General features: G+C 34.8%; 17 protein-coding genes. 13 read left to right on the top strand and 4 right to left on the bottom strand.

Translation table 11 applies throughout. From position 1 onward, the window contains the following. The first annotated feature begins 272 nt into the window (after window positions 1-272). The 7 genes from GLW08_RS16455 to GLW08_RS16485 all read left to right on the top strand — a co-directional run bounded on the left by GLW08_RS16455 (window position 273) and on the right by GLW08_RS16485 (window position 4,985). The gene (locus GLW08_RS16455; RefSeq protein ID WP_160849748.1) at window positions 273-794 is read left to right on the top strand and encodes a DinB family protein; all 522 of its coding nucleotides are present in this window, start codon (window positions 273-275) and stop codon (window positions 792-794) included. Between the two features lie 2 nt (window positions 795-796). Further along, window positions 797-1,348, top strand: a complete 552-nt coding sequence (locus tag GLW08_RS16460; protein WP_160849749.1) for a GNAT family N-acetyltransferase — start codon at window positions 797-799, stop codon at window positions 1,346-1,348. Between the two features lie 173 nt (window positions 1,349-1,521). Further along, entirely contained in the window at window positions 1,522-1,983 is a 462-nt protein-coding gene (locus tag GLW08_RS16465; protein WP_160849750.1) for a DinB family protein, read from the top strand. Window positions 1,984-2,545: 562 nt separating this feature from the next. Then, complete coding sequence (locus tag GLW08_RS16470) at window positions 2,546-3,334, top strand: helix-turn-helix domain-containing protein (protein WP_160849751.1); 789 nt, start codon at window positions 2,546-2,548, stop codon at window positions 3,332-3,334. Between the two features lie 388 nt (window positions 3,335-3,722). Next, a complete protein-coding gene (locus GLW08_RS16475) occupies window positions 3,723-3,911 on the top strand; it encodes a zinc ribbon domain-containing protein (RefSeq protein ID WP_152600730.1) in 189 nt (62 codons plus the stop codon). Then, window positions 3,857-4,264, top strand: a complete 408-nt coding sequence (locus tag GLW08_RS16480) for a hypothetical protein (RefSeq protein WP_160849752.1) — start codon at window positions 3,857-3,859, stop codon at window positions 4,262-4,264. The genes GLW08_RS16475 and GLW08_RS16480 overlap by 55 nt, the downstream gene beginning before the upstream one ends. A gap of 103 nt (window positions 4,265-4,367) precedes the next feature. After that, window positions 4,368-4,985, top strand: a complete 618-nt coding sequence (locus tag GLW08_RS16485) for an NUDIX hydrolase (RefSeq protein ID WP_160849753.1) — start codon at window positions 4,368-4,370, stop codon at window positions 4,983-4,985. A 146-nt stretch (window positions 4,986-5,131) separates the two neighbouring features. Here the strand turns inward: GLW08_RS16485 and GLW08_RS16490 are convergent, their stop codons facing one another. Next, window positions 5,132-5,725 (bottom strand): CPBP family intramembrane glutamic endopeptidase, encoded by a 594-nt coding sequence (locus GLW08_RS16490; protein WP_237458485.1) that lies wholly within the window; start codon window positions 5,723-5,725, stop codon window positions 5,132-5,134. Between the two features lie 174 nt (window positions 5,726-5,899). On the opposite strand from GLW08_RS16490, the gene GLW08_RS16495 reads away from it, so the two are divergent. From GLW08_RS16495 to GLW08_RS16510, 4 genes are all read left to right on the top strand, one after another. Beyond that, entirely contained in the window at window positions 5,900-6,637 is a 738-nt protein-coding gene (locus GLW08_RS16495) for a MerR family transcriptional regulator (protein WP_160849754.1), read from the top strand. Window positions 6,638-6,666: 29 nt separating this feature from the next. After that, window positions 6,667-6,957, top strand: coding sequence for a hypothetical protein (locus GLW08_RS16500; protein WP_160849755.1), 291 nt, complete (start codon window positions 6,667-6,669; stop codon window positions 6,955-6,957). Window positions 6,958-7,141: 184 nt separating this feature from the next. Further along, window positions 7,142-7,300 (top strand): hypothetical protein, encoded by a 159-nt coding sequence (locus GLW08_RS16505; protein WP_160849756.1) that lies wholly within the window; start codon window positions 7,142-7,144, stop codon window positions 7,298-7,300. A gap of 146 nt (window positions 7,301-7,446) precedes the next feature. Beyond that, window positions 7,447-8,028, top strand: coding sequence for a hypothetical protein (locus GLW08_RS16510; RefSeq protein ID WP_160849757.1), 582 nt, complete (start codon window positions 7,447-7,449; stop codon window positions 8,026-8,028). Between the two features lie 328 nt (window positions 8,029-8,356). On the opposite strand, the gene GLW08_RS16515 is transcribed toward GLW08_RS16510, so the two are convergent. From GLW08_RS16515 to GLW08_RS16525, 3 genes are all read right to left on the bottom strand, one after another. Further along, window positions 8,357-9,409, bottom strand: coding sequence for an iron-containing alcohol dehydrogenase family protein (locus GLW08_RS16515; protein ID WP_160849758.1), 1,053 nt, complete (start codon window positions 9,407-9,409; stop codon window positions 8,357-8,359). Beyond that, window positions 9,402-10,058, bottom strand: coding sequence for an MtnX-like HAD-IB family phosphatase (locus GLW08_RS16520; RefSeq protein ID WP_160849759.1), 657 nt, complete (start codon window positions 10,056-10,058; stop codon window positions 9,402-9,404). Before GLW08_RS16520 ends, GLW08_RS16515 begins: the two co-directional genes overlap by 8 nt. Before the next feature lie 114 nt (window positions 10,059-10,172). After that, window positions 10,173-10,568: an SET domain-containing protein gene (locus tag GLW08_RS16525; RefSeq protein ID WP_160849760.1), complete on the bottom strand. Its 396-nt coding sequence runs from the start codon at window positions 10,566-10,568 to the stop codon at window positions 10,173-10,175. Between the two features lie 365 nt (window positions 10,569-10,933). Here GLW08_RS16525 and GLW08_RS16530 point away from each other — a divergent pair, with 365 nt between their 5' ends. Together GLW08_RS16530 and GLW08_RS16535 are read left to right on the top strand one after the other, a co-directional pair. Then, the gene (locus tag GLW08_RS16530; protein ID WP_160849761.1) at window positions 10,934-11,398 is read left to right on the top strand and encodes an NUDIX hydrolase; all 465 of its coding nucleotides are present in this window, start codon (window positions 10,934-10,936) and stop codon (window positions 11,396-11,398) included. 11 nt (window positions 11,399-11,409) lie between these two features. Then, on the top strand, window positions 11,410-11,967 hold the full coding sequence (locus GLW08_RS16535) for a histidine phosphatase family protein (protein ID WP_160849762.1): 558 nt from the start codon (window positions 11,410-11,412) through the stop codon (window positions 11,965-11,967). Window positions 11,968-11,969 lie beyond the last annotated feature (2 nt).

Consider the following 11,969-nt stretch of genomic DNA (forward strand, 5'->3'; position numbering starts at 1 on the left):
AAGATGGTTAACATGAAGGTAATAAATACAATTATCTTAAAATCAAGTCTTCCAGTTTCATGCGCTGATTATAGAATTTTTATAAGAAAAATAAGGTCACTTTAAATCTGGTATTTAATAAGAAAGGGGACAAAAAAGGCAACGCTGATATATCAGCGTTGCCTTTTTTGTATGTTCAATTAAATTATAGCACATATTTTCACGAATTATCAGACTTTATTTCTTCCATTTTATTGGTAGTGTTGTATTTAATATAGAATGGAGGTAGGTTGATGATTGATTATAGAATAAAACCAAAAGAAAACTTTACTGAAAGAATTGGGGAACTTGTATGTATGCTTGAACATTCGAGGGAAGTAACATTAAGCGAAATTTCTAATTTAAAAAAAAGCGATTTAGATTATTTAATAAATGATAGTTCAAATTCAATTGGAGCTCTATTATCACACATTACTTCAATTGAATTTATACATCAAATTATCTCGTTTGAAAGAAGAGATTTAACAAATGGTGAATTTCAAAAGTGGGGAACAGCTTTGGAATTGGGAGATAAGGCAAGGAAAGTAATTAGGAATCATTCTATTGATTACTATTTAGATGAATTATCACAAGTTAGACAAAATACTCTAAGATACATGAAATCGAAAAAAGATAGTTGGTTATTTGAAGAGAATAAATGGGGAAATGGTGTATCCTACAATAATTACTATTTATGGTTTCATGTAATGGAGGACGAGATCAATCATCGTGGACAGATTAGAGAAATCAAAAGAGCAATAAAAAAGGGAGAATAACCATGTTTCCTAGATTAGAGACAGAAAGATTAGTATTAAGAGAAATTACAAAAGATGATGCAAAAGGGATATTCGATTGTTTTTCTAATGAGCATGTAACCCGTTATTACGGTCAAGATACATTAGAAAATTTAGAACAAGCAGAAGCCTTTGTCGATTTTTTTTCAAATAGTTACAAAGAAAATAAGGGGATACGTTGGGGAATTGAAAGAAAAGGAACTAAAGGCATAATTGGAACCATTGGATTTAATGCTTGGTCCCCTAAACATAAACGAGCAGAAATAGGGTATGAAATCCATCCCGAACAATGGAGAAGAGGTTATACTTCTGAAGCAGTATTAGAAGTGATTCAATATGGTTTTGATGTATTAGGTCTTACTCGTATAGGAGCTGTTGTATTTATCGAAAATGAAGCCTCCAATAATTTACTTACTAAGATTGGATTTCGGATAGAAGGAGTTCTAAGGGATTATATGTATCAAGATGGTAGAGCATATGATACATATGTTTATTCACTACTTAAAAGGGATAGGAAGATTAGCTTGTTAAATTAAAGGGTAAATATACCATTCCATATATCTCGAATTCAAGTCTCCCGTGTTTGAGCGCGAATCATAAAGAAGGGGTATCTAGTTTTTTGTTAGATTCCTCTCCTTAATATGGAATATTGTGCTAACATTGAACTGTTTAACACGAGAAAATTCAGGTTTTAAAGGGGAGGAAGATTGTGAAAGAGGAACAATTATTTGAACAAATGAAATTGTGGCGTAAATGGACTGTGGAATTTCTTCGTACAATCCCTGAAGAGGTTGTTGATCAAATCCCGCAAGGTCATAATAACAGTGTACGATGGAATAGTGGTCATATCTTGGTAGGTTGGGATAATACATTATTTCCAGCTGTTAACGAGGAGAGACAAATTCCTCAATACTATCATTTGCTATTTCCTAATGGAAGTAAACCGGATGATTGGACAGAAGAACCACCGTCAATGGATGAGTTAATTAAGCAACTTGAAGAGCAACCCATTCTTATTGAACAAGCGTGTAAGGGACATCTTAATGAACCACTTAATGAATCTTTCTTAGGTATGAAAACATTAGGTGACATGCTTGTTTTCCATATGAATCATGAAAATCTACATATGGGGATAATTAAAAGTATGAAACAAATGCTTTTGATTAAATAACCATAATGGTAATGGACTATTGGGTTTAATTGGATAAGAACTAAAAGTCAGCGAACTAACAGGGCTTTCAATTGAAAAAGAAAGAATTAAAGTCAGCATTAGGTGGCTGGCTTATTATTAATTTTGAAAGTGGTGGTATTGATGTAATTCTTGCGCATCCGGAGGCTTAAATGTCTAAACGATAAATTATCTCGAATTCAAGTTTTCCATATTTTGAGCACAAAACTGTAATGAACAGTAAATTACACAACCGTGAAATATGCAAAGTGTTATAAAAATACTTATTATTTCACGATCTTTTTACTATACAATAAAATCTCCCATTTCATAGTTTGGATAGTTAAACTATGAAAGTTTGGCGGCTACTTTGTCTTAGGTGCTTGTCACTTCCTGAACTATATAGAATCTCATAGTTGCAGGAAATATGAATTTTTAGGTGATGACAGAAACTGTTCTAAGAGTAATTCAAAAAATTTTTAAATTCATAGACACCAACCAATCGACTCCTTGCGATTACTAATACGAAGAATACTTATTCGTTATAGTAGAGGGGTCGATAGAAATGAATTATGTTAGTTTAGCGATGAAGCATCAACCGTTTCAAACAAAAGAAGAGATGAATAAAGCCATTAAGTTTCATATTGGAGAGCATGGGAATCAATTATCAGATACGATGGTCGAGATGATTCATCTCCTGTCCAGGTATGCGTGTAAGTATGCAGGCGTTGCTTATCTTAAAAATGATACGATTGCCAAATTAATTGGGAAGAGCAGAAGAACGGTGATTCGAGTATTGAATAAGCTAGTCGATCTTTCTATTATTACACGCCTTGAAAATATGCGTCTTCAACGTGGAGGAAATGGGGCAAATTTATATATTATTAACCCTACTGTCACACAGAATGTGACACACAGAAAGGAAGCTGAAAACGAAGAAGTATCAACGCATACAACTCAGGAAATGCAAGATGAACCATTATCTTTTAAAAACATAAATAAAAAAGAATCTAAAGAATCGTTACAGGTGGAAGGTTCCCATCTTAAGAACTCCTATCGAGAATTTAAACAGTTGGTGTATTGCTTTATTCCAGAAAAGGAGTTTTTCTACCGTTTGTACCGTTCCTATAAAGCGCAAATTAAGTCATTAGAAAATATCTATGCTGAAGAAACGCTGCATGAAGTAGGCATTCATGCTTTAAAAGCGATGTTCTCTACCATGAAAGTGAAAGACGTACATAATCCTGTTGGTTATTTCAGTCGAATTGTGAAACAAAAATTAGATGATCTATACTTGGAGTGTTTGAGGGAATTGGAGGAAGAGCCTAAGGGAGAGTATGGTTACGGAATTTAGAGAAGGGGGAGGTGCCTGAATAATGAAGAACCATTAGATAAAATATTGGGGCCAAATAATGCTCAACCATCACAGTTAGAAAAGATGGATAATGATACCATTACTGAAGTGGATAAATCTATAGGTGAGGGTGATTTGTGTTACGTATATTGATGGAAAACCCATGAATCTTTTTTCAATCTGAATTAAAGGAGATTGAATTAGAATTCGCAGGAGATATGCTAGTTGTCTGAGACGGTTTAAGCTACTTGATGTAAATAGAAAGTAAATGAAGCGCTAAAGATTGTATATTCTTCTATTTCATATTGAGTTCGTTTACTTGTTTTGTAATAATAGATGTTAGTTTAAGACCAAGTATATATTTATTCTGTAAGATGTAGGTGAAAATATGAGCTTAATGAATTGTCCAGCATGTGATAATCAAGTATCTCCTCAAGCGAAGTCCTGTCCGAAGTGTGGTCACCCATTAAAACCAACACCAAGTACACCACCTCCAGTAGAAAAGAAGGAGGGACTAGGATTTTGGGGCGTCGTTGGAGCAGTGGTAGTAGCAATCATTATCCTATCATTTATTTAAACTATTTTTCCATTATTGTCATTGGAGTGTTATATGGGATAAATCGTTTCTACATAAAAGAACTAACGTTACATCCATTCGTCCATGGATATTTACACGATGTGATGGCAGGGTGGTTTATGATTGCCTTCCTGCAAATTGTATTGGCTTGGAGTAAATATAGGTATTCATATGCACTCAATAGTTTGAAGTTTCAGCTATTGGTAGTGATAGTAGCAGGTATCTATTGGGAGCTCTTCACACCTTTATATTTACCTGATAGTGTTTCTGATCCATTAGATATCGTTGCTTATCTAACAGGATCATTATTCTACGGTTTCGTTTTACAATACTTGTATAGAAAAAGGAAATAAGAATCTTAAAACATAATTATTCCAACAAAATAGGGATCGTTTAAGAAACTCTTCATAACTTTTGGTATAGTAGAGTATACAAATGAACGAAAGGGTGTCTGCTATGGATCTTAGGACAATTCAAGATAAGCTAGCCAAACACACACCTTCCATAATTGGAGATGAATCTCTTAAAAGGTATTCATTACTTATACCATTAATGGAGCAGCATGATGAACTACATATATTGTTTGAGGTTCGTTCTTATGAGATGCGCAGGCAACCTGGTGAGATATGCTTTCCAGGTGGGAAAATGGATGGTCAAGATAGTAGCACTCAAGTGACAGCTATTCGAGAAACCAGTGAAGAACTCGGTATAAGTTTTAAGCAAATTAAAAATGTCCAATCATATGGTTATATGGTATCACCATTTGGAATGAAAGTAGACGTGTATGTAGGGTTTTTGGATTGTAAGGAAGAATCATTCTATCCAAATAAAGACGAAGTTGCAGCGTTATTCACGGTTCCGTTAGACTATTTCCTAAAAACGAAACCTGAACTTCACTATGTTCATATGGAAGTAGTTCCAGAGGAAAGCTTTCCAACTAGTATAATTCCGTATGGTGAAAATTATCAATTTCCCAAGCGACGTTATGAGGAGTACTTTTATCACTATCATGAAAGAGTAATATGGGGATTAACTGCACGTGTGCTGTACGATTTTATAAAGAAGATGACATAGTGAAAAAGCCTAATTGCAATTAGGCTTTTTTTATCGGTAAAAAACATCATAAGTACATGTCTATCAACTGGGTCTAAGTAGCAACTTTGAGTCTTGTAGGCCTAAGCATATATGTTCCTAAAGGGGTGTCCTGAGTTTTTGTTCTCTTATAAGGTTAGTGTGACAAGAAGTGCTGTACCATTAAATAAGGCATGAATGATCATTGATGATACAACAGAATTGGTTTTTTCAAACATCCACCCAAAAACAAGACCAGATATAAACACCACCGGTAATGTGTTGTAATGAGGAATGTGGACGATCGTGAAGATAGCGGAGCTACTGAACAAGCTTATTCCAACATTCCATCGGTCGCGGAGCCAGCTATATATAAATCCACGGTAAAATATCTCTTCATAAAATGGAGAAATTATGGTTGCTGATACAAACCCAACTATGAATCTCCATGCTGAAAAACTTGATTCTAGGCTGTCTGTCTTGCTGCTAGAAGAACTAATCCCCAACCACTCCATTACAATAATTACCCCCACGCTACTTATAGTCAACAAAATGAAGTAAAAAACGATTAGTGGAAGTTTTTTTATAGAAAAAGATTGAAGGCCTATGTCATCCCACCCTAAGGAACTAGGTTTAAGTGCAATATAATAGATCCCACTTAAAAAAAGGAGAGCCATAATGAATCCAGTTGTTGTTCCTGCATAAAGTGAATCCTGTAATGTAGCATATAACCAACTTTGCATCCATCCTTCAATAAAAATGGGAACGAATATCAAAACCAATAACAGTAACAACATAAACTCTTTCCATGACCAATTTCTTATAGTTGATTTCCTCAAAACCCAACATCACCTTCCATTTTATGATAATTTCATTGTAGAGGGTTACGTTACGTAAGTAGCAAGGAGGGAAGGGTAATGAGTGTATTTTCTACGGGTGAAGTATCTAAACGATTAGAAATCTCTGTTAGAACCTTACGATACTATGATCAAATAGGATTAGTTCACCCAAGTGTTAGAGCAGAGAATGGCACACGGTATTATTCAGAAGAAGCTATTTTGACGATTGAAAAGATTACGATATTAAAGCAACTATCGCTATCTCTTGAAGATATTCACAAACTTTTAGACCAAGTCTCAATGAAAGAAATTTTAAGAATTAACAAGCAATTTCTAGAAACAAAGAAAGAAGAGATAGACAACTCCATTAGCAAATCCAATACACTTCTTCATGTACTTGACCTAGAAGGGAAGATAAGTTGGGAGCACTTAATACCTCTAATTAAGCAATATCCAATACCAAATGATACATATGAAGATTTATTTACCGAGAAAGAGGAGGAAGCTCTACAAAGGACGCTCCCTAAAATGGAAGAAGACGACGACCAAATAAAAAGATGGATAAATATCATTAAAAGGATAGAGAAATGCCTAGAAAAAAACATAGATGTTTCTTCAGATGAAGGGCAAATTATTGCTTCTGACACCATCCTTTTATCAAAAGAAACATTTGGTGGAGATGAGAGTTTAGCAGAAAAGTTTTTTGATGCAAGAAAGTCTAATAAACAGCCTAATTCATTAAACCTGTACCCAGTAAAAGAAGAAATAATGGAATTTATGGATGAGGCGATTAAGAAATATGAAGAGGATAACTAGGGGAAATTTCTTATTAGGAGAGATATAGATTGTATAACGTGTTAATCATAATCCATATATGCATCACTTTTGTGGCTCTTTTAATTTCTAATGTAAAAGAACAGTCTATCATTACTGATCGAGTAAATAAATATATTTTTTCTGGAATTAGTTTTATTTATAGTTTCATTGGACCTGTTATGATAAGAGATGTTCTATTAACGAAACATCAAAATCCGTTCCTTTATCTCTCTTCATGGAGTATGATTGTAGGTTTTATATTCGTACAACTACTGGTGTACAGGTTGTTAAATAGGGTGGAAATTGCAGATGAGGATTGATTGCATGAACCTTATGCGGTTAGAAAGAAGAGAGTCAGTACTATTGCATAAACAAGTCTGTGATTAGAAAAATAAAAGGAGAGATTTTTCTAGTATGTCAAACCAAGGGAAAGTACTATGGATTACTGTAATCTTTGTGTTGTTCCTAACACACTCTCTTTGGTATTCAAGTTCCTAGGGTGGAGTGGCTATTAAAAACGAGATAAAAGAATCCATTATAGAAAGATACAACAATCATGTTAAATTTGATCAGATGGAATATATTAATCATGGATATAGAGAAACAGGGGAGGAGTGGATGGTGAAATATCGAGTTATAGAGGAAGGTCACTGCAGTTCCTAAAGAGCTTGGTTTTCACCAGATGGCAGTGAGCGAACCCATATTGAACCATTAAACTCATGTAACTAAATACCCTGGTGAGAGTTTAGGGAAGTATTTAGCTTACCGTCTAGAATAGTGATCTAATTAATAGAGAGGGTCGTAAGTAATTGAAAGGGATCAACTTATTTATTTTTACAATCATAAGTAGTATTATTCTTATTTTATTCCGTATAATCTGGCAAGTTATTGGCTTTGTATCTTTATTGCTTCTAAGTCCTTTTCTTGTTGTATTAGCAATCGTACATATCATGTTAGTAGTATGGGCAGTAGTAGTGTTAATTAGAAAGAGGAATTGGAGACCGATTCTAGTTCATGTCATTACGATAGTAGTATTATTCATTCCATTTAATAACATGATGGTACATGTGAAATTCAATATGAACAAATCAGATTTTAAAAAGGTAGTAGAGATGGTGGAAAGCAAAGAGTTGGAACCGAATGTACCGAATCAACCAACACTAATTAAATTGCCAGATTCTTATGATCATTTGTCCAGTGGAGGTGGAGAGATTCGTATAAAAGACAATGGTAACCAATTATCTATCTTATTCTATAGAAATCGGGGTATATTGGATAATTATACAGGTTATTTATACGCTGAGGATTCTTCTGATTTTGGTGAGTTTGGTTTAGAAAGAAATGATGTAAACCAATTAGAAGACTATTGGTATTACGTAACATCCAATTAAGACTTCTTATGACTATATTTTTCTAAAGGAGTGAAAAAAATGAATATCCTAATTCAGTTAGTAGGCACACACTCTTAATTATTGGAGTGATCGTATTCATCCTTTACTATCTACCTATAATATCAAAGGATATATATATAAGATAACGAAACAGAATGACGAGATTATTAGACTTTCAGAAAAAACATCAGATGAACAAAACAAATAATCGTATTCGGTACGACCAAGTTATTGAGGATTAAGAAGCTAGAAAAAAGTTATTAGAGAATCTCGAAGGTATTACAAACAAGGAAGGGAGAGTATAAAAGGACAAACTCTCCCTTATCTTTTACTTCAGTATGTCCTGTAACACCGGGTCCTGCTCCAAAAACTGCAATGCCTTTTGTCGGTATGTTTCCTCATGCAGATAGGTGTATCGATAAGGCTTCATAAGATGACTTTGTTCGATTGCATGAGAAAGGTCTTTTTTATTAATGTGTAGCGTTTTTACATATTCAAAAAATCCAGTACGATGAAACACCTTGCTCATCCGATCTGCTCTGTGTTCTTGGACGTGCGCCATAATGTATGTGGCAATACCGACTTGAATGCCGTGCATGTGAGGATGTTCTGCATATTGGTCGAGTGCGTGAGATATTAAGTGTTCTGATCCACTTATTGGAGCACTATTTCCACTAATGACTGTAGCGACTCCACCCATGGTTAAAGAGCTGACGAGTTCTTTTAATAGCGTAGGGTTCTGAATGTCATGCATCGGCGTCCGAATAAAGCTGTTTACTGCTTTTTTACTTAGCATCGACGCAAATGCATTAACGTGCGTTACCCCATGAGATTCCTCGAATTCCCAGTCATAAAGAGCTGTTATGTTCGACATTAAATCTCCTATACCAGCTAGTATAAACTTAGATGGAGCGCTTTGAATGATGGTTAGGTCTGCAATGATCCCATAAGGAACTTTTGCAGGAACAGTTGTTTTTTTACCATTAATAAGAAGGGAGCAGTTGCTGCTGGCAAAGCCATCGTTTGAAGCAGAGGTAGGAATACTGATAAAGGGTGTCTGTCTTGAAAAACCGATATATTTACCATAATCAATAACAGAACCTCCACCAACAGCTACAATCACATCATATACTTCCATAGAAAATGCTCGATTAATTAAGTCATTAATGTCTAGGTTTGCTTCTAAGCTCATCGTAACGACCTTTGTGTTCGTAAAGGATTCTTTTACCTTCTTTTCATAATGGTGATAGGTGAAATCATCAAATAACATAAGGACATTTCCAAAGCCATGTTTCTCTAGTATTTCTTCTAGCTTATAAATCACATCTTTCTTGATCTCTAAAATAGCAGGTATCGGGACACTTGTAATTGGACTAGACATCAGCTATAAACCCTTTTTGTATTAACGTATCTTCAACGTCTCTAAAGTCGTTAACAGGATTAAAAGAGATATTCTTAGCTTCTAGAATATCTTGTAAGGCATCTTTTGCAAAGGTAAGGTCAGCATAAACGGCAGGATGTGAATCAGGTTCACTGTCTCCTACGAAATGAACCGTATCGTATTCTGTTTGTAATTCTTGTATTACTTTGGATTTATCAATACCGTATCTTTCTGAATAATGTCGGTGTTCTGGATCGATATTCATATGTACATTTTGATTGTGATAGTACCCTTCATTCGAAAGGACAATTACATTCTGAATATCATATTTTTGTAAGATATGATGGATGTAATAATCCGTACCAGCACTTAATATATAGACGTCCCCACCGTTTTGTTGAACGTGATGAATCAAAGAAGGTACGTATTCATCAATTGGGATATCCAGTATATCCTTTATAATTTGCTCTTCATCCTGGTTTATGGAAGAAAAAACAGTACTGAGAAAATCTATATCCTTCATCTGACCTGCTTTCCATTTCTTGAATAGCTCTTCACCTTCAGGAAAATATTTCTCAATGATTACCCAGTAAAAATCTTTGTTGGAAATCGTGCCATCAAAATCGGAAACAAATGCCCATTTCTTCATGTATTTCCCCTCCATATGTATAAGAATTTTCTATTCCATTGTACAGAATTTTATCAATGCACACTACTAATTGTAGAACTAAAAAAGCACCCGTTGTGGACGGGTGCTTTTATGTTATTCGTTCTCTTCGTTTGAGACTTCATTAAACCATAAAGGTGTCTCATTATCGACTTCACCATTGTAGTTTATGAGAACTTCTTCCCCTTCTTCAATATCAGTATAAGCATAAAACTCGAACGTTCCGCTTTCAAAGTTGATTTCATAGTATGCATTTGGTTGATAAGAATGGTTAAACATCATGCCGTAACCTAAAAGAAATGCTGAATGATGCTCTCCGTACTCAAATACATAGTCAGCCAGTTGTGTTTTCTCAATGTGATGGTGTTCATCATTAGGATAAGGAATTACAGGTGCTTCGTGCAATAACTCATCTTTCGGTATATCTTGTTTGGCAAAAACGCCTTTATTTAAATCATCATCTGTAATGGAGGATGTACGTACTTCTATCAATTTTCCACCTTGCCTTTCTAGTCATTTTAGTCTTTCTACAGTTTGACAGGTGATGCGGGAGAATGCAATTTTCTTACTTTTCAATTAATAAGGGGGTTGTGGAATAAGTATTGGTTAGCAGGATTTTTATCTCTTTAACAAGAAAATTTCAGGGAGGTTTCATATCTTATAAAAGGTTAGGATGACAATGTATGGATGCTTGAAGGAATGATTTTTTATTAGATTCCACATCATGAGATATTTGCTTCAAATACAGATTTATATAAACATACAAAATAGATACCAATTCATGTTATAAGAAATGGATGGGAGAGTTTAAGATTTATGTTCTCCCTATTTATCATTCTTGCAAAAGGAGACAAATAATGGAGAAACAACACCCGAAACACATCATTGCAGTATCGGCTTATATTACTGATGATAATGGAGAGGTTCTCTTAGTAAGAACGCATGATCGAGCAGACACTTGGGAATCTCCAGGAGGGCAAGTAGAAGAAGGGGAACCATTGGATCAAGCAGTTTGCAGAGAAGTGTATGAAGAAACGAATATTGAAATAGATCTAATTGGGATAACAGGCATCTATTATAGTGTTTCAAAGAACTTGCTATCGGTTGTCTTCAAAGCAACTTATAAAAGTGGAGATATAGATATTCAAGTAGATGAAATCCAGGATGCAGCATTTATCCCTTTGAATGAATCAAACATTGATGATTACATAACACGTCCACATATGAAGTCAAGGACATTGGATGCAATGAACGCGAAACATACCATTCCTTATGAAACTTGGGATGCAAGAACTCAGCAATTATTAGGTAGAATAAATTGAGGAGGAAGATTATGGGAAAGAATTTATATGTCATTAGACATTGTAAAGCAGAGGGACAGGCATTTGACGAACAACTGACGGATGAAGGACATAAACAAGCTCAACAATTACGCGATTTATTTTCAACGGTTCAAGTAGATCGTATAATCTCAAGTCCGTACACGAGAGCACTACAATCTATTAAACCAATAAGTGGAGCAAAAAGAGTAGAAATAGAGACCGATAGTCGCTTAGAGGAAAGAAAACTAAGTAGTAAGCAATTACCGGATTGGTTAGAAAAACTCGAGTCCACCTTTTCAAACATGGACCTAGCGTATGAAGGAGGAGAATCTAGTAGAGAAGCTACAGCACGTGTAGTTCAACTGATGGAAGAATGTAAAGCAGACCAAAATGTAGAATCTATCATAATTGTTACTCACGGTAACTTGATGTCATTACTACTGAACCACTTCTCGCAAGATTTTGGATTTGAAGGTTGGAAGAAACTAAGTAATCCAGATGTTTATGTGGTGCAATTAGGCGAAGATGGAACTAATGTTAAGAGGATTTGGGAAGAGAGGAGGAAATGAAT

The organism is Pontibacillus yanchengensis (assembly GCF_009856295.1).
GTDB classification, from domain to species: Bacteria; Bacillota; Bacilli; order Bacillales; family BH030062; genus Pontibacillus; species Pontibacillus yanchengensis_A.

What these genes read in the sequence shown, in the direction of transcription:
- GLW08_RS16455 (WP_160849748.1), top strand. Translation starts at nt 273, where the DNA reads ATGATTGATTATAGAATAAAACCAAAAGAAAACTTTACTGAAAGAATT.
- GLW08_RS16460 (WP_160849749.1), top strand. Translation starts at nt 797, where the DNA reads ATGTTTCCTAGATTAGAGACAGAAAGATTAGTATTAAGAGAAATTACA.
- GLW08_RS16470 (WP_160849751.1), top strand. Translation starts at nt 2,546, where the DNA reads ATGAATTATGTTAGTTTAGCGATGAAGCATCAACCGTTTCAAACAAAA.
- GLW08_RS16475 (WP_152600730.1), top strand. Translation starts at nt 3,723, where the DNA reads ATGAGCTTAATGAATTGTCCAGCATGTGATAATCAAGTATCTCCTCAA.
- GLW08_RS16485 (WP_160849753.1), top strand. Translation starts at nt 4,368, where the DNA reads ATGGATCTTAGGACAATTCAAGATAAGCTAGCCAAACACACACCTTCC.
- GLW08_RS16490 (WP_237458485.1), bottom strand. Translation starts at nt 5,725, where the DNA reads ATGCAAAGTTGGTTATATGCTACATTACAGGATTCACTTTATGCAGGA.
- GLW08_RS16495 (WP_160849754.1), top strand. Translation starts at nt 5,900, where the DNA reads ATGAGTGTATTTTCTACGGGTGAAGTATCTAAACGATTAGAAATCTCT.
- GLW08_RS16515 (WP_160849758.1), bottom strand. Translation starts at nt 9,409, where the DNA reads ATGTCTAGTCCAATTACAAGTGTCCCGATACCTGCTATTTTAGAGATC.
- GLW08_RS16520 (WP_160849759.1), bottom strand. Translation starts at nt 10,058, where the DNA reads ATGAAGAAATGGGCATTTGTTTCCGATTTTGATGGCACGATTTCCAAC.
- GLW08_RS16530 (WP_160849761.1), top strand. Translation starts at nt 10,934, where the DNA reads ATGGAGAAACAACACCCGAAACACATCATTGCAGTATCGGCTTATATT.
- GLW08_RS16535 (WP_160849762.1), top strand. Translation starts at nt 11,410, where the DNA reads ATGGGAAAGAATTTATATGTCATTAGACATTGTAAAGCAGAGGGACAG.